The 16,911-nt window shown below is 47.8% G+C and carries 14 protein-coding genes and 1 pseudogene; 3 read left to right on the top strand and 12 right to left on the bottom strand.

What is annotated here, in order from left to right; genetic code table 11:
- Positions 1-20 precede the first annotated feature (20 nt).
- Both MKY59_RS05210 and MKY59_RS05205 read right to left on the bottom strand, forming a co-directional pair.
- Positions 21-1,733 carry a response regulator gene (locus MKY59_RS05210; protein WP_339276388.1) on the bottom strand — a complete coding sequence of 571 codons (1,713 nt, stop codon included), beginning with the start codon at positions 1,731-1,733 and terminating at the stop codon, positions 21-23.
- Positions 1,734-1,975: 242 nt separating this feature from the next.
- A complete protein-coding gene (locus MKY59_RS05205) occupies positions 1,976-2,872 on the bottom strand; it encodes an AraC family transcriptional regulator (protein ID WP_339276387.1) in 897 nt (298 codons plus the stop codon).
- Positions 2,873-2,989: 117 nt separating this feature from the next.
- Between MKY59_RS05205 and MKY59_RS05200 the strand changes: the two genes are divergently transcribed.
- Positions 2,990-3,907, top strand: coding sequence for an EamA family transporter (locus MKY59_RS05200; protein WP_339276386.1), 918 nt, complete (start codon positions 2,990-2,992; stop codon positions 3,905-3,907).
- A 350-nt stretch (positions 3,908-4,257) separates the two neighbouring features.
- Here MKY59_RS05200 and MKY59_RS05195 read toward each other — a convergent pair whose 3' ends face one another.
- Positions 4,258-6,324: a CotH kinase family protein gene (locus tag MKY59_RS05195; protein WP_339276385.1), complete on the bottom strand. Its 2,067-nt coding sequence runs from the start codon at positions 6,322-6,324 to the stop codon at positions 4,258-4,260.
- Positions 6,325-6,745: 421 nt separating this feature from the next.
- Between MKY59_RS05195 and MKY59_RS05190 the strand changes: the two genes are divergently transcribed.
- Positions 6,746-8,512 (top strand): HAMP domain-containing methyl-accepting chemotaxis protein, encoded by a 1,767-nt coding sequence (locus MKY59_RS05190; RefSeq protein WP_339276384.1) that lies wholly within the window; start codon positions 6,746-6,748, stop codon positions 8,510-8,512.
- A gap of 281 nt (positions 8,513-8,793) precedes the next feature.
- On the opposite strand, the gene MKY59_RS05185 is transcribed toward MKY59_RS05190, so the two are convergent.
- The 9 genes and pseudogenes from MKY59_RS05185 to MKY59_RS05145 form a co-directional block, all read right to left on the bottom strand.
- Positions 8,794-9,843 (bottom strand): aldo/keto reductase, encoded by a 1,050-nt coding sequence (locus MKY59_RS05185; RefSeq protein WP_339276382.1) that lies wholly within the window; start codon positions 9,841-9,843, stop codon positions 8,794-8,796.
- 106 nt (positions 9,844-9,949) lie between these two features.
- A pseudogene (locus MKY59_RS05180) lies at positions 9,950-10,879 on the bottom strand (MBL fold metallo-hydrolase).
- 175 nt (positions 10,880-11,054) lie between these two features.
- Positions 11,055-11,648: a TetR/AcrR family transcriptional regulator gene (locus tag MKY59_RS05175; protein WP_339276380.1), complete on the bottom strand. Its 594-nt coding sequence runs from the start codon at positions 11,646-11,648 to the stop codon at positions 11,055-11,057.
- A gap of 509 nt (positions 11,649-12,157) precedes the next feature.
- On the bottom strand, positions 12,158-12,433 hold the full coding sequence (locus MKY59_RS05170) for a hypothetical protein (protein ID WP_339276379.1): 276 nt from the start codon (positions 12,431-12,433) through the stop codon (positions 12,158-12,160).
- Positions 12,434-12,487: 54 nt separating this feature from the next.
- Positions 12,488-12,688: a hypothetical protein gene (locus tag MKY59_RS05165; RefSeq protein ID WP_339276378.1), complete on the bottom strand. Its 201-nt coding sequence runs from the start codon at positions 12,686-12,688 to the stop codon at positions 12,488-12,490.
- A gap of 740 nt (positions 12,689-13,428) precedes the next feature.
- Positions 13,429-13,686, bottom strand: coding sequence for a hypothetical protein (locus MKY59_RS05160; RefSeq protein WP_339276377.1), 258 nt, complete (start codon positions 13,684-13,686; stop codon positions 13,429-13,431).
- Positions 13,687-13,963: 277 nt separating this feature from the next.
- Positions 13,964-14,332 carry a hypothetical protein gene (locus MKY59_RS05155; RefSeq protein WP_339276375.1) on the bottom strand — a complete coding sequence of 123 codons (369 nt, stop codon included), beginning with the start codon at positions 14,330-14,332 and terminating at the stop codon, positions 13,964-13,966.
- A 783-nt stretch (positions 14,333-15,115) separates the two neighbouring features.
- The gene (locus MKY59_RS05150) at positions 15,116-15,466 is read right to left on the bottom strand and encodes a DUF4190 domain-containing protein (protein ID WP_236420201.1); all 351 of its coding nucleotides are present in this window, start codon (positions 15,464-15,466) and stop codon (positions 15,116-15,118) included.
- A 53-nt stretch (positions 15,467-15,519) separates the two neighbouring features.
- The gene (locus MKY59_RS05145) at positions 15,520-16,068 is read right to left on the bottom strand and encodes a hypothetical protein (RefSeq protein ID WP_339276374.1); all 549 of its coding nucleotides are present in this window, start codon (positions 16,066-16,068) and stop codon (positions 15,520-15,522) included.
- Between the two features lie 251 nt (positions 16,069-16,319).
- Here MKY59_RS05145 and MKY59_RS05140 point away from each other — a divergent pair, with 251 nt between their 5' ends.
- Positions 16,320-16,898: a TetR/AcrR family transcriptional regulator gene (locus MKY59_RS05140; protein WP_339276372.1), complete on the top strand. Its 579-nt coding sequence runs from the start codon at positions 16,320-16,322 to the stop codon at positions 16,896-16,898.
- The last annotated feature ends 13 nt before the right edge of the window (positions 16,899-16,911 follow it).

Genomic DNA, 16,911 nt, shown 5'->3' with positions numbered 1-16,911 from the left:
GATCCAGCCTGCCAAGCTCCTCATGGCATCCTTCCTCCGTCCGAAGAGGAGGATGCTTGCTTACGATATTCCTTGGGAGAGATGCCGATATGTTTCTTAAAACAAAAGCTGAAATAGTTCGGCTCGGCAAAACCGACCTGCTCGGCGATTTGAAACGACTTCAGATCCGTGGAACGAAGCAACTCTTTCGCGGCCTCCATGCGAATCTGCATCAGGTATTGCAGGAAGGTCAGCTGCACTTCTTTTTTGAAAATGGCGCAAAAATAACCGGAGCTGATGTGCAGATGCCCGCATACCTTCTGGATGGACAGCTCCGGGTCGGCATAGTGCTGCTTCGTAAACGCAAGCGCCTGCTCCACGATATCCTTATATGCATGCTGGCGTCCGCTGGCGATCCGTCTCTGGACGTTGGCGCATACTTCGCGCACCCTGCCCTGGGCTTCCGGCAGACCGGGCAGCCGGAACAGATCGGCGTACAGCTGGAATCCCGCTCCGAAGATATCCTCCATTTGTTCCCCGGAGGCCTGCGCCGCCTTCCAAACCGTGGTCAACGCCTCGATCAAATAGAGCTGGATGTCGCTGCGGCCGTGTTCGGCTGTAATTTCCCGGAAAATGATGTCCAGCACCTCATCCAGTTCATCCTGCGTGCCTGCCTTCAGACAGCGCGTAAGCGCCTGCTGTTTCAACTCGTCGAAGCGCAGCTTGCCAGCCGCCTGCCGCTCCACGTCGCCGATATAGATGAGCGGGTCCGTTCCCGGCACAAGCCGGTAATCCAGCGCCAGCAGCGCATCCTCGTAAGCGTGCTTCACTTGGTCCAGCGATTGCACCAAAGCTCCAGAACCGATCGTAGCCTGCATGCGCAAATAGTGGTTGATGCTGCGAATGACCTTTTCGAGCGCCTGCTGCTGTCGTTTCTCGCCATCCTCTCCGCCCCACCGGTCGACGAACAGCAGCACAATGGCCTCCTGATGAATGAACGCATGGCCTGCTTCATGCTCTGCCCATACTTCTGCTGCAACATTCAAGGCGGCGAACTGCTTCAGCTCCCCGTCTTCCGAGTCCCGTATGGCGCCCGCGGCAGATGCCTGAACTTCTTCCGTTGTTTCACGCTGATCTGACTTGAGGGAAGAAGCGTTCAGGGACTGTTTCGGCGTTTTGCCGTCCGTATGCAGGGTTACCACGGATACGCCGTAACGGATGCCCTTCAGATCCAGCCCGCATTGCTCTGCCTTGCCGTGAATGTAGGCCGGCGGCTTCCGCCGATGAAGCAAGGTCGCCATCAGGTCGGCCTGCATCAAAGGCAGGCTGGCATAGTAATGTTCGCGCAGCTGCTGCACATTTTCGCGTTCTGCCACCTCGGCGGCCATTTGTCCGCGCAGGCGGGTGAGCAGTTCGGCCAGATGCGCGGCAGAAAACGGTTTGAGCAAATATTCATCCACGCTCAGCGAAACAGCCTGCCGGGCGTAATCGAATTCATCGTATCCGGTCAGAATGACGACTTTGACGAGCGGATTGCGCTCCCTTAACCTGCGGGCCAGCTCAAGACCGTCCATGAACGGCATGCTGATATCCGTCACCACGATGTCCGGCTCGACCCGTTCGGCCATTTCCAGCGCTTCTCTTCCGTTTTCGGCAAGACCAACGATCCGCAAATCCAGTGCTTCCCAGTCCACTTCCACGACCAAACCTTCCCGCACATCCTCTTCATCGTCAACCAGCAGCACCCGGTACATCGGGATTCCTCCTTTTTATTCAAGCAGGGCATGTGCCCAGGCAGTTATATATATGTCTCAACGGCTCAAGCTTGCCATCATACTATACAATATCGGCCTTGTTTTGTAACCGCTTACTTTATTACAGGCCAAAAAGCCACCCATCAAGGATGACTTCGTAATATCCATACTCTGCGCATGGATGAATCGTTATGCACTTCCAACATGCTACTTAGCTTAACCGCCTGATCCAGCAAGCCTTGTCAGGAAGAAAGACCGTTCTGCGTGGACTTTTTATAGGCCATGGGTGTCATGTTCATCGATTGGCGAAACTGCTGGATGAAATAACTGGTGCTGTTGAATCCCACCTGATAGGCGACATCCGTAACGCTGCGCTCCGGCTGCTGGAGCAACACCAGGCTCTGCCGAATGCGGACGTCCATGACGTATTGAAGCGGTGATTTCTTGAGCATTCGCTTGAAATAACGGCAGCATTCGGACCGGCTTAGCTGCCCTGCACGCGCGATATCGTCCAGCAGCACTTTCTGGGCATAGTGTCGGTGAATCCAGTCCAGCATCGCCTTCATGCGCCGGTTTCTCAGCATCTCTGCCTGTTCGTATTCCAGCGGGAATCCGTTGGCGATCAGGTTTTTCCACAAGCGGGCGAGATTTGCGGTAATGTCCAGTTCATAATGGGCCGGGCGCTGCTCCACCAGCTGATGAATGGCAACAATGGCTTCCAGGATGGCTTCAGCCCACTCCTCTTCTGCATTCAAACGTACATAAGGCAGATTGGTCGCTTGCATGTAAGGATAAACGTAAGCCGAATAGAGCTCTTGGGACACCACAAACGATGGCGCTACGTTCAGGCAGATATATACGCACCCCGTCCGATGTTCATCCGTCGCCATATGCAAACAACCGCTGTTGATAAACAAACCTTCTCCCTGACCCAGACGAACATGCTTATCCTGCACCCGGAAATCAGCCTGCCCTTTCATCACGCGGACAAATTGAAACTCTTCGTGCCAGTGAAGCGGAATATGTTCCTGCATATGTTTGCGAATGGTCGTCCGGTAACATGCAAGCGGCAGCACGATCGTGCGATGCTCTGTCAGTTCCCTTAAATTGGGGTCGATTTGAAAATCCATGATTTGCATCCCTTTACCTCAATATATTTATATTTCTTCATCCGATTCGAGTATAATATTCAGTCGTTTCCTTTTAATATCTACAATATAACATACTATTTTTACATTCATGATGGAGAGATGAACATGCATCGGGGAAAAGGATTATTTTACATTATTACAGGGGCCGTATTCTGGGGTATTGGCGGCACCGTGGCCAAAAAACTGTTCCAGCACTACGGCGTGGACGTGAATTGGTTCGTCGCGGTGCGATTGCTCCTGGCAGGCGTATTGCTGCTGTCCATTCAAGGCTTTAACCGCAATCGCGGCCAAATCTGGTCCATTTGGACCCACTGGAAAGACGCGCTGCGTCTGCTCATCTTTGGACTGATCGGCATGCTTGCCGTCCAATACACTTACATGGCTTCGATCAAAGAAGGCAATGCCGCCGTAGCTACCCTGCTGCAATACTTGTCACCGGTTATGATTATCGGGTACCTGTTTATAAGCAGACAGGCCAAGCTGACGCCCAGGGATGGAATCACGGTATCGCTGGCGCTAGCCGGATGTTTCCTGCTCCTGACCAACGGCTCGTTCTCCCAGTTGTCCGTTCCCACGCCAGCCATCGTATGGGGGATATTGTCGGGCGTCGCGGCCGCCTTTTACACGCTGTATGCCATTCCGCTGCTCAAAAAGTTCGATTCGCTCGTCATCGTAGGTTGGTCGATGGTGATCGGGGGTTCTGCCCTTTCCCTGATTCACCCGCCGTGGCGGATCGAAAAAGGACTTCTGACGGGCGATGCCTACCTGTATCTGGCCTTCGTCATCCTGTTCGGCACGATGCTTGCGTTCTGGTTCTATGTCGAAAGCCTGAACTACCTCGCCCCCAAAGAAACAAGCTTGCTCGGAAGTCTCGAACCGCTCGCCGCCGTGATCACGACCGTGTTCTGGCTGCATGACCCCTTCGGCCTGTTCCAGTGGATCGGCGCGGCGTGCATTCTGATCATCGTTGCTTTTATGGCTGCCGACAAACCGGCGGAATCGACCACCTCAACGACGGGATAGGCGTATGCGCAGACCGATGTCGTGAAGTTCGTTCTGCTTGGGTTGATGCGGTGCACTTCTGCTGAACTTTGAGCAGGAGCTTCGCAGCCGGGGAAGGCATTCATGCCTAACAAACCTGAGACGTCTTATTAGGCGTCATTTCGAGCAGTTCGAATTCTAACGAACATGAGAGGCGTTATACCGAACACATCGCGTTCATCTGGTTCATTTTGAGCCGAATAAGGTGTCTGAAGTTCTTTAGCGAAAAAATACACCCAAAGATGACCGAATAGCGTGTCTGAGGTTCGTCAGCCCAAAAAGGGACGTTGATGCATCATTGCATCAACGTCCCTGCTCTTTTCACAAGCTGCTTACTTGGATGTCAGGCTCACTTGCGAAGCCGTCTTGTCCCAGTCCACTTTCATTCCCAATGCCTCGGTAACGAGGCGAATCGGCACAAGCGTGCGTTTGTTCTGAAGGATGGCCGGTGTGCCGAGTTCCAGCGATGCGCCGTTTAGCGTGGCTGCACTGCTGCCGATCTTGATGACCAGCGTTTGCTCACCCAGCTCGGCGGTTACGGTTTTCGCAGTTTTGTCCCAAGTGACTTTCGCACCCAACGCTTCAAGGATCGAATTCACAGGAACCATAACTCTTCCGTTTTTCAGAATCGGTGCCTGATTCGGGAACGACACCGTTTTGCCGTCCAGCGTTACGGAAATATCCTTGTTCGTTGAACCTGAGGAAGCATTGCCCGCAGCTGTTCCTGCACTCGTACCGGAAGAAGCATCCGTACCCGTTGATTCGCTTGCTCCATCGGACGTTTCCGGCAATGGCGTTACTTCGCGTCCAAGCTGTTCCTGCAGGTTGGCCAGGCGGTTGAGCGCAAAGGTGGTCAAGGAGCCGGCTGCCATGTTACCCATGCCTTGCCCGCCGCCGAAACCGCCTTGCGGAGGCGTTGGCATGCTGCCTGCCGTGCTGCCGTTATCCCCGGCAGCCGCCGCCTCGTCGCTGCCATCCGCCGTTCCGCTTGCCGTACCGTCAGGTCTCGTCGGCGCTGTCGTTCCATCCGGAGGCGTCATGCCTTCGAATCCTTCCGGCGGCGTCATGCCATCCGGAGGTGTCATGCCTTCAAACCCTTCAGGAGGCGTCATGCCCTCGAATCCGCCCATACTTCCCTCTCCTTCAGCATTTGCGGAATACGTAATGTTGGACTCGAACTGTTCCATCGTGTAGAACTTGCTTGGATCGGCTTCCACATACGGACGGATCAGGTCGGAAAGATCGGCGATCCGGTCTTGAATGCCTTCAAGGTAATCGGTCAGCTCATTCACGTAGCCGAGATACTTCGCTTTGTATTCCGGCACGGCCAGCAGGTTGCTGATCATTGGCACGCTATCCATGCTGATCCCCAGTACCGGTTCATCTATGGATGCGGTCGTTGCATTTGTGTTTGTTGCGGTGGTGCCTGTCGTTCCACGTCCACCGCCTCCAGCGGAGTATCCGTTGAAAGACATGTTAAAGTCCCACGGCACGACGCTGAATTTGCCGTTGGCGTCGCCGTATAACATGTAGTTATGCCCTTTGTCCCCGTTGTAGCTGTCATAGTTGCCGAATACAACGTTCCCTGCAATATATTTGAGCGCGGAATCGACGTCCAGTACGCTCTCGATCTCGCCTTTTTCGCCATCCGGCATGTCATTCAGCACTTTAATGAAGTTTTTGAGCTTTGTTTTGTCCTTGTCGGAGCCCAAATCCTTTGTCAGGGTGCTGTACTCCTCATTTTCCTCATATTGCAAATAGCTTTTCTCTTCCGTATCGTACAGAACGCCGTCTTCATATCCTTCGCCATAGTTCCGTTCCAGGTAGCTGTCGTCTACCGACTCGACCCCGGTATAAAATCCGAACAACTCGCCGTTGATGTAAAGGTTGACGAACGTCGTTTCCGGCACGTCCATCCCGATGCTGCGCAGTGCCTCATAATGCAGGTATTCGCGCAAGTAAGACGGGTCGGTGTAGTTGTTGTTCAGCACCATTTTGTCCAATCCGAGCAGCGTCTGGGTTTTATCGTATTTGTCGAACTTCAGTCTGAAGCTGTAACGGTCCGAATCCTCCATAGAGGCTACCGATCTCAGCGTCATGTTGCCTTTGGTGGAAAAACCAACGTTATCGAGCTTGTTGCCGTCTACCTCCACGCTTACGCTTTTGTATTCCTTGTCCATCGGGCTGGCGAGAATGCTCTCCCAGTCCTCATCACTGATCGTAACCTTCACATCGATCACGCGGTCTCCTTCAAACAGCGAAGAATACGCTGGCGTGGATGTTGTGCTTCCCTCTTCCGCGGCATAGGCGGTCGACGTTCCCAACGTCCATACCAGAGGCGCCGCAACCATCGACAGCGACAGTGCCGCAGCTGCAAAACGTTTCATGACCCTATTCACGAATCAAGTCCTCCCTTTTGGTTTCTGTAAGCAAAACATTGGCTTATATACCCAGTCTAGGAGACAAACCTTGAATGAATCTTAAATCGATGAGGAGATTAATCGTTGTAAATTTAATACCTGAGATTTGCGCAAATATTCATTAATAAACATAAATGTGAAAGAAACGCGGAAAATGCGTTCCAAATGTTGGTCCTTTAGCACCCTTTTCATTCCAAAACTAACATAAAAGTCACTCAGCATCCGATATATTTCATGAATGCCTCATGTTTGTACAGCTTATTTTAGTTAAATATACCCCCTCCAAATGAAATATATGGGAAATATAATATGAACACGTATAATACTTCCATCATGGATAGGAATAAGCAAATTGCACAAACATGAAAATTCGACAAATACAAACTAAGAGGAGTGAACCATGTTGTTTGCAAAGTTTCGATGGAGTACCCTTCCATTTTTCGCAAAAAACCTGATCATCTCGTTCGGCAGCATCACGCTGATCGGTATAATCCTGATTACGGCAGCATATCAGCTGCAAAAAAGTATTTTGGTTGAACAGCTGCACGACCAGGCCACCGTCATTACCGAAAAATGGTACAACGACCTGGACACCGGCAAAGTCGCCGAGGCTGTCAACGAAAAAAGTTATTCCGGTCCCGTACAATCGGAACTTAGAACGTATCTGGACTCCATCCATGAGTTTTATCCAAACATCGCGCAAGCGTACATTTTCGGTTCGGAACTGGAGCAAGGTAACGGCACGTCCATTATTGCGGTTCCTACCAATTTGTTGGAGCCCTTTGAGGAGAGCAATCTGGCCGCAGGCGCCATGTACCCTCTTCCCGAAAATAACGTCGTTGTCCTGGAACAAATGAAGATCGACGGCAAACCGGCCTTCAGCGATTTCTATACGGATGAATATGGAACATGGACCACCTTGATGTATCCGATCAACAATGCCGACGGATCCATTTACGCCGCTCTCTTTTTCGACGTAGATGCCAGCGCAGTTCCGAAAGGACTGGACAAACTGCTTACATACGGTTTGATGTTCCTTATCGGCTTCCTGCTCCTGTTCATGGTGCTTCAGTACGTTCTGTTGAAAAAGACGCTGCGTCCGATCCGCAACCTGATGAAGGGCATCGAAGAAGTCAGCACGGGCAACCTGGACGTATCCATTCCAACGGGGCGGGACGATCTAGGCATTATCAACGAAAAATTCAATACGATGATCGAACGCATCAACAACACGATGTTCAAGGTAAAAACGACGTCGGGCCACCTCTCGGACTCGTCCAAAAAGCTGTTGGAGATCTCAGCCGCGAACAACGAAAACATTCAATCGATCAGCAGCAACATCCGGGAAATCTCTGCGGGACTCCGCTCACAAAATCTGGCTACCGTAGAAAGCGCCCGTGCCATGACCGAAATGTCCACAGTGGTGCAGACGATCGCCAGCAGCTCGGCAGACGCGGCCGACGAAGCGCTGACCATGGAGCAGCGCTCCAATTCCGGCCATGAGATCATGCAGCAAGTCATTGATCAGATGCGCCTGATATCCGGCGCGGTACAGAACACGTACGCGTCCATCCAATCCCTGGAGAATCGTTCCAACGAGATTAGCAGCATCGTCAATATCATTACCGACATTGCCGGGCAAACCAACCTGCTTGCCCTGAACGCCTCCATCGAAGCGGCGCGCGTCGGCGAAGAAGGCAGAGGATTTGCGGTGGTGGCCGGAGAAGTCCGGAAACTTGCAGAACAATCTCAGGAATCAGCCACGCAGATCCGTGCTCTGATCGACGAGATCCAGAGAGACATCTTGCAGTCGGCCGAAGCGATGCAGCTCGGTTCCCAAGAGGTTGAAAAAGGGATGAGCGTGACTAGCGAAACCGGCGTATTCTTCGAGGATATCCTGTCTGCGACGGGCAAAGTCGCCAATCAGATTCAGGACATCTCCAGCTCCACCCAAGAAATTTCGGCCAGCACGGAGCAAATGTCCGCCACGGCGGATGAACTGTCCTCGAGCGTCAGCAAGGCGGCAAGCAGCACGAAACAGATCGAGCAATCCGTGGCCGAGCAGGAAGCCTCCATGGCCTCCATCGTCACGGCTTCCGACGAGCTGTCCGCGGTTTCGGAGCAGCTGCAGGAACTGATTTCGTTCTTTAAGGTAAAAGGAAACTGATCAGTTTCTAACCGACCAAAAAAGAAGACCATTATTACGCAAAAAACCAAGGCATCTGAGTTGTTGACTCGATGCCTTGGTTTTTTTGTTGGTTGCTGGTGCCTGGGAATTGCGACTGAGTAGGTTGTACAATTCATACGTTCTTGCAGGGTACGATCGGGACAAGGAAGATTAGAGCTTAGCTTTATCAGCTTCAAAGTTTAAACCTTGCACTCGGGATGACCAAAGAAATTGAATACCCACGACATGGTAACCATCACTTGAAGGTGTTTGGACATATCTTAGCGGCGCTCGACGGCTACGCCACCAAAGACTCCCCACAGATTTGCGGGATCATTTAAATATTTATGAGGAAAGCCGAGCTCAATCGCGCTTACCGTGTCGAGCCTTTGCAGTTGTTCCTCCGTAAGCTGCACATCAAGCATATCCAAATTGCTTTCAAGCTGTCCGGCTTTGCTTGCCCCCAGCAAAATGGATGTCACGGACGATTGTGCTCTCAGCCATGCCAACGCTACATGCGCTGCCGGAGCATTCACTTCATCTGCTACTTTTTTGACTTCATCCACAATATTAAATACCCGCTCATTCAGCATACCATGGTTAGCCATCATGGTTACCCGCGAGCTCCAGCCTTCGGATTCCTTGCTTGGCTGCTGCAAATCCTCTCTTGAATATTTTCCGGTCAAAAGACCGTTGGCCAGCGGCGACCAGGCAACAACCCCAAGCCCCATCTCCTGAGCCATCGGAGTGAGCTCTCTTTCCGACGTTCGCTCGATCAGACTGTGTTCATTTTGCAGGGCAACCAGAGGCGACCACCCTCTCAGGTCGGCGATCGTCTGCATCCGCGAAATCTGCCAGGCCGGCGTATCCGATATCCCTACATAAAGCACCTTGCCCGCTCGTACAAGATCATCCATAGCGCGCAGCACTTCCTCAACCGGCGTCGTGTTGTCCCAGGAGTGTAGATACAGCAGGTCGATATAATCCGTTTTCATTCGCGACAAACTTGTTTCAACCGAGCGAATCATGCTTTTTCTGTGATTTCCGCCTGCATTCGGGTCGCCTTGATGCGTATTCATCGTATATTTCGTGGCAAGCACGATGCGCTTACGACGCTCGCCCAAAATTTCACCCAACATGTTTTCCGAGCTTCCGTTCGTGTATCCACTGGCCGTATCGACAAAATTTCCACCCCGGTCGAGATAAATGTCCAGCATGTTCTGGGCTTCATCCGTGCCTGCGCCCCATCCCCAATCCGTACCGAAAGTCATGGTGCCAAGGGCAAGCTCCGAGACGCGTAATCCGCTTTTTCCTAAGAAATAGTATTTCATATATGCCTCCTAATAATCGTTATTCTTTTTTCAAACTGAAAATCTATCATTTTTTATAAGAAAATGATCTTCGTGGATACGCCGCTTTTTTCATGAATCATCCCCTTTAATTAATATCTCTCCACCATGGAACCGACGGTATTTCAGAAGAACCAATCTCAACACTTTCGCCTATGCGAGGTACCGCGATGACAACGTTTCTTTCAGACGCAGCCTTGAGAACACGTTTGATCGGTTCATCCCAGTCATGGAACGCGAGTGTAAATGCGCCCCAATGAACCGGGAGCAATAAGTTACCTTGAAGTTCAATGTGGGCTTGAACCGTCTCCTCGGGGAGCATATGCAGTGGCCACCACCCGCTGTTGTCGTATTGTCCGGCCTCGAATAGTGTCAGATCAAAAGGACCATAATGATTACCTATCTCTTTAAAGTGAGGACCGTAGCCGCTATCCCCGCTGTAAAATATCTTTGTATGTTTTCCTTCGATAATCCACGAACACCACAATGTGGTATTTTGCTTAGAAACACCTCGTCCCGAGGAATGTTTTGCCGGTGTACAGCGAAATTTCAGACCTTCAAACCTGGCTTCCTTCCACCAATCAAGCTCCACAATCTTCTCAGGAGCAACACCCTATCTTTCCAAATGACTGCCAACCCCAAGGGGAACATGAAATGTTCTCACTTTATCCTTTAATCTCCGGATCGACCGGTAATCCAGATGATCATAATGATCATGTGAGATGAGCACCGCATCAATCTGCGGCAGATCTTCGATTTCAATGGGCAGTTGTTCGCTATAACGTCTGCCGCCAAACCTGAAAGGAGAGGAATAGGGCTCGAATATCGGATCTAACAGCAACAGCTGTCCATCCAGCTGAATTAACGATGTAGAGTGCCCGAGCCATGTAACTGCCGTTTTATTAACATCTTCCTTTGATAAAGGTGTGACGATTCGCTGTACCGGGAGTATTTCTTTCGGCCGTGCCCTAGGATTGCCTTTGATATATTGCCGAAGGATTGGGAGTAAAGCCTTCATGCTATAATCGACACGCGTTTCAACAGGATATTTAAATCTCCCGTTTACGAAGTTTTTGGATGTTTGATATTCCGTTCTTCTCTTACTGGACATAGGTATCAACTCTCAAATGGTTTATTGAAATTAATAAAAAATTGAATGTTCATTCATTTTAAAATTAAAAAAAGAAGGACTCTTATGCTTTAACAGCGTCCCAACTCGATTGAATCAAGTCCTTCACATTTTTATCATTAAATTCAAATTCTTTTCTGTAATATTGCTTGGCCAGTTCGGTAACAGGAGCATAAATCAAAACTAATAGCAGCATGGTATCGTAATCTTTAAGCAACTTCTGTTCTTTGCCTTCCTCAATCAATGTATAAAAAGGCTGGAACATCAAACTGGAGTCTTCTAGAAACAAATTTTCGACAAGCGGTGAATTGCAAAATTGTTCATAGAAGAGAAATTCATCTTTATGGTTAAGAATGAATTCAATATAGTTGCTCATAATCCGTTCAAATCTTTCCTTGACCGGCATTGGATGATGGACACCCTGGAACATACTCGAACTAATCTTTTGCTCGACGTTCAAAAACAGCTTCCTCAGCATGTCCTCCTTGTTTTCGAAGTAAACATAAATCGTTCCTGGTGATACCTGAGCCCGTTTGGCAATTTTAGACATGGAAATTTCAGAGAAGCCGATCTCGTTCAAAAGTTGAATGGTTGCTTGAAAAATAGCTTCATTTTTATTTTTGTCCTTATATCTCATGGCTGAATAATAAACGATCATTCAATTAAAGTCAAATCCATTGAGACACGTTCACGAGAAATTCCTGTTTATTGAGCGGCTTGCTGCTGACTCCAACCATTAAAGTGGCTGATGGCAATATTAGATTTCAATCCACGCACTCCATACGGAGTGCGACGGCTTGCTGATAATTTGCATGATCGCACTCATTTGCTTTCACTTTGAATAAAGGTCTTATCTATATTGTTCCAATTGCAAATGACAGTATGAAGACATTGAAAGTGCAACTCGCAGGCAGTGTGTCTCCGATGCAAACTCAAGACCTCGCGTGATCGTTCAGTTGGCTTACTTTGGAGTGAGTCCAGCAAACGTTTAGTGTCTTTCCTTCAAGTGTTGGAGTGGAAGCCATTTGGGTCTTCATATGTCTCCTTACCGTTGTAATCTACGTAACAATGCTTGTGCTTGCTTGTTTCGTTCTATTGCTGCTTCAGATGGCTTACTGTTTGTCTCTTTGAGAAATTACTCTGTGTATTCACTTTCTATGTAGGTAGTTATAGTAGTATCAATTGGAATAATCCTTGCAAAACCATCATTAACATCAACAACAATGTGGTTGTCTCGAGATCAATCGAATTTCTTTTTGCTAATCGTTCAGACATTGGAACATTTGAGTGTGGATTGGCTAGTTTGGATCTAGTTAATGGTTTGTCAGAAATTTTAATTCTATTCTTCATTTTCAATTGCTCCCGCACTCTTTGTGTTTCCAGTTCAAAGTGTTGTTCCATTTTCTCTAGCTCCTTCACATCTCCCCGCATCGCCTTATCCATGTCACATCCACAATGTTCATTTAACCACCTCAAAAGCAAGCACACCAAGTCACCTCACAAATTCATCCATTGCCGAATCAGCCCAATATTCTGGCCCCATATGTTGTGCCATGCAATATCTTCCATGATTTCTTTATCAATTTCAGGCATGAAAGCATATTTAGTAGCTAGGTCAGGATCGATATTGTAAGTGTCAACCAACTCACGAGCAATAGCATTCTTAAAATTTGGATAGCCGTTCGCCAGTTCTTGCATAAGGCGATGTTCAATGCTTCCCCTTCTAGGTATGCGAACATGATTTTTGAGCCTTTCACGTACTTTCTCAATGATTGGGTCATACGGTTGATTCACGCCATGGGCAAAGTCAACAAAATCTCTATACTCTTGTTCACTGTTAACAATGACTTTTGTTGGACGAATCGGTTTTACTTGATTTCCTTCATTTTCATCTCCCTTTCTGCATAAAACTGAGCGACAATAATTACCAGCAAAGAGTTAACTTTTGCATCAAACTGTGCTAAACTATAGTCAACAAGGATACAATAAAAAAGAGTAGGGATGCGCGAACATCCCTACTCTTTACAACAGCCGCTTCTAAGGGCGGTGGCTGAACACAGGTAGCAGACTTAGACCGTCACCTTTGCCGAGGGCGGTCTATTTCTTTTTGTTAGACAGTAGCGCTACGATCAGCGAACCAAAGGTTAGCATCAGCATAAGTGCTTCAAATACTGTCACAAGGCATCACCTCCCTTCCGGGAGACTAGCCGACCGCCCATATTAGCCAATCTGTTGATAGGGATATTATACCACAGGTTATTACTCTAGCCTATTGTTATGTGAATGACAGGAACCACTAGGCTGATCAGAACACATCTGATTTATACGCTTAGTGTTTGCACACGATTCTAGTGGGTTTACTCTGTCATAATCAATCTAATTCAAACTAATTGGTTTGTTAATATTGGACATCAAAAAAAGCACCCCTAGGTGAGTGCTTAACCCCCCCATAAAAATCTCAACTTGTTTATCGTAGTGAGCTTTATGGGCAACTTTTCTTTTTCATAGTCTTCTGTAGAAATTACTTTGTTGATTTGATGCTCTTTATAATAATACATAAAAACGCAGTAAAGACAAACAAATACCAAGAGAAAGGACAACCAGTTTCCTTTCCCGTAAACGAACGCAAAAAGAAATGTAGCAACGCCAGCCAAAATCGCTCCATATTTGTACTTTTTTAGCATTCCCCTATCCATGTTGACTCACCTCCCAACTAGGGAAGATTATACCATGTACAAGGTAATGGGGCTGTGGAATCAGCTAGATTTAATCAAAGCAGGGAGAGCATGCGCAGGCACGTCAAAGCTGTGTTTGTTATTCTTCGTTTATAGAAACTCTTATCCAACTTAGACCAACATAGTTATGAATGATTTGAAGCACAATTTAATAGTACTCGTTCTGCTTGGGCGTTTCTCCCGTTCCTTCCGTAATACATTGCTAGTTCATAGCTGTATTGTAGATAATATGAGGCATCTACATCAGAAATGTTCTTCCAGTCAATGACCTGTATTTTTTTTCAAATAAACTTTCCAAATTCTTTATAGGCAATCCGCTTAATCGATTTGCCTCAAGTAGCGTTAAGAGCCCAGAAACCAACTCGTCCTCACTTTGCAGTATAAATGCTAAATATTCATCTAAAACCTCTATTTTACCTTCCAATAAATCCAACACCATCAAATTAACTTTAGAGATTTCTGTATAATATTTAATTTCATCTATCGTTTCTGCATCTGTGATTCTTAACCATTTAAAATCGCCATAACCCTTAATACATTCTCTGGCTTTATCAAATTCCAATAACTTTTGATAAGCTATTCCCCGCATCAGTAGAGCATAGCCCATATAATAAACAAGCGCCCGATCCGTATGTAATTCTCCGAAGTCCCCTTATCCAACTATCATGTTTAAATTGTAAATTCTTATGGATTCATCATATAGTGTTTTGGCCTAGTACAATTATTTCGCTCCAGTTATTTAAACCATAAGCAATTCTGAGTAGTGTCACAGTCGAGTCAAGTTCAGATCCTTCATATAAGCTCGACATACCCTTCCTCATTATTTACATTTAATAACACTATATTGATTATTATTCCATTTATCAATATGTTTTTATCTGGATCTTTTGCAGATAGATTTTATTTCATATCTCATTCATTTCTATCTAACACAAAAAACTCACCTCGTATCCCTGTGTAACATGGGTACGAGGTGAGTTTTTATTTCATGTATATAACTTCGTAGTATCCCTACTTTAATAGAGAATATGGCAACTCAAAACTCTCTTCTATTTAATCCCTGCACTTCATACGGAGTTCGACCAGTGACCCTCTAATGTAATCAATCTAGGCTGCAAATTTCAATCCACGCACTCCATACGGAGTGCGACAGCGAAAAAAGACGTATATGTCTTTCTCCTAAACAATTTAACACGTTATTCCGCAACTTCCAATGATCAATACCCCCTATTCATGCTAACTTCCTGCGACAGGTGTTGCCAAAAGGTTATGATTTGCTAAATTTCGACAAATTCTGAGGTGCGAATCCCCTAGGAAAACCATGTGAGCTTGAGATTCGCACCTGATTACAGACTGAATCAACCTTTGTCTGAGTTGTAGCAATCCTGCCTTACATCCCTATAATCCCCACGTCACCACCCGACATGGATACCTCGTTGAACAAAAAGACCATAAACAAAAGTAGCACAAACAGTATCGCATAAATAAGCGTGCCGATGATGCCGCATACCAGGCCCGCAATGGCCATTCCCCGTCCTTGTTCCAGATTGCGTTGGATCTCTTTAAGAGACAACGACGCAAAAATAATGGCAGCAATGCCGATCAGGAGCCCCACGTACGGAGTGATGATCGATAATATGCCCAAGACCAAAGCGGCAATGGATTTACCGTTCGTCTTTGGTCCATAAGGCGGAGGTGGGGTTAATCTATGCTGATTCCAACCAGGTTGATGCTGTTCCAAAGTAAACCCTCCCTACTTCTCTTCAATAACCCCCATTACTAGGGTACTGATATTCAGTTCGTCAAGAAACCATCCCACTGCCAGCCCCCATCTTCGGCACGAATGTAATTGAATACCAACTCCGCGTACCCTTCATCATAGAGCCGAGCCAGCATGAGAACAGAGCGATTCGCTTCTTCCTGATGGTACCCTCTGAACTCCAAATCTCCCGGACGGACGTTCTTCAGAAATGCCGTTTCGTATTTATGCTCGCCGTCTTCAAAGCGGATCGAATTTTGCGCTTTGAGGATGTCAACATGAGAAGAAGCCACGGACTCCATGTAAGCATAGTCCTCGTTTTCCATGGCGGAAATCAGCTTGAATGCCAGATTCATCGTCTCCCGGATGTTCCCCTGCAATTCCTCTTCATTCACCAGACCAGCATCCTGCGCTTCTAATTGCTGCGTTAACTTTGCATTTTCATTCCGCAGTTGTTCCAGCTCATCTACACGACCTGCCTCACTGCCGATCCCCTCAAGACGGGAAGTTTCCGTCGCTTCTTTCTCACCATAGCAGCCTGTCAACGAGAGACCAAGCAGCAGCCAAATGCCTAACCTTTTCATGACGTCCCCCCTATTCACAAAAAGTACCATAATCACCCAATAGGTGGATGACATTATTGTTACTCCCTCTTTTCATTTCCCCATTTCCTCTATTACCTCCCAAAAGTATGACGAACATCACATGCGGATCTCTGGTCCAGATGCTACAGTTAATTCGACCAAATGACCGATATAGTAAATTGGTCAATTCCATAAATCAGGTACAACAGTACATGAGATCAACATCCTTTCTGACAAGGAGGTGAATATGCATGGCCGATATCAACCGAAGGCAGCAGGTCGTCTCCGCTGCGGAGAAATCCTTCTCCCTGTTTGGCTATAAGGCAACGACCATGGAGCAAGTGGCCAGACTGGCGCATGTGGGCAAAGGCACGATTTACAATTTTTTCGAAAACAAAGAAGAGCTGTTCCGCGAAATTTTGCACTCCATCATTGCCGACATGAAACGAATTACGGAGCAAACCGTGAAAGAAGAGCACTCTTTTCTCGACAATGTGCATGAGAGCATGGATGCTTTGCTGGAGTACAGGCAGGAGCACGAGCTGCTGCTGAAGCTCTTTCAGGAGGTTCATGATTTCGGTACGCCGCAGGCGAAGGAAGGGCTGCAAAAGGTGGAAACGGCGATCCTCGAATATTTGGAGCGGCAGGTCAAACGTGCAATGACATTGGGACAGATCAGGCAGGAGGACCCGAAGATCGTCGCATTTGTGCTGTTTAAGCTGTACGTCACCCTGGCCTCCGATTGGAACAAAGTGCATCCTGCGCTCCATAAGGAGCAGATTAAGGCATTTGTCGGGCCGTTCCTCAAGAACGGACTATCCCCGACTTAGAGGAACCCGCGCA

The sequence above is a fragment of the Paenibacillus sp. FSL W8-0426 genome (assembly GCF_037969725.1).
In the GTDB taxonomy this organism is placed as follows: Bacteria; Bacillota; Bacilli; order Paenibacillales; family Paenibacillaceae; genus Paenibacillus; species Paenibacillus hubeiensis.
This window is presented reverse-complemented; position numbering and strand designations above follow the sequence as displayed.

Coding starts and splice junctions, on each gene's coding strand:
- MKY59_RS05160 (WP_339276377.1), bottom strand. CDS start 13,686: ATGGATAGGGGAATGCTAAAAAAGTACAAATATGGAGCGATTTTGGCT.
- MKY59_RS05210 (WP_339276388.1), bottom strand. CDS start 1,733: ATGTACCGGGTGCTGCTGGTTGACGATGAAGAGGATGTGCGGGAAGGT.
- MKY59_RS05190 (WP_339276384.1), top strand. CDS start 6,746: ATGTTGTTTGCAAAGTTTCGATGGAGTACCCTTCCATTTTTCGCAAAA.
- MKY59_RS05185 (WP_339276382.1), bottom strand. CDS start 9,843: ATGAAATACTATTTCTTAGGAAAAAGCGGATTACGCGTCTCGGAGCTT.
- MKY59_RS05145 (WP_339276374.1), bottom strand. CDS start 16,068: ATGAAAAGGTTAGGCATTTGGCTGCTGCTTGGTCTCTCGTTGACAGGC.
- MKY59_RS05205 (WP_339276387.1), bottom strand. CDS start 2,872: ATGCAAATCATGGATTTTCAAATCGACCCCAATTTAAGGGAACTGACA.
- MKY59_RS05140 (WP_339276372.1), top strand. CDS start 16,320: ATGGCCGATATCAACCGAAGGCAGCAGGTCGTCTCCGCTGCGGAGAAA.
- MKY59_RS05175 (WP_339276380.1), bottom strand. CDS start 11,648: ATGATCGTTTATTATTCAGCCATGAGATATAAGGACAAAAATAAAAAT.
- MKY59_RS05165 (WP_339276378.1), bottom strand. CDS start 12,688: ATGCAAGAACTGGCGAACGGCTATCCAAATTTTAAGAATGCTATTGCT.
- MKY59_RS05200 (WP_339276386.1), top strand. CDS start 2,990: ATGCATCGGGGAAAAGGATTATTTTACATTATTACAGGGGCCGTATTC.
- MKY59_RS05170 (WP_339276379.1), bottom strand. CDS start 12,433: ATGGATAAGGCGATGCGGGGAGATGTGAAGGAGCTAGAGAAAATGGAA.
- MKY59_RS05155 (WP_339276375.1), bottom strand. CDS start 14,332: ATGGGCTATGCTCTACTGATGCGGGGAATAGCTTATCAAAAGTTATTG.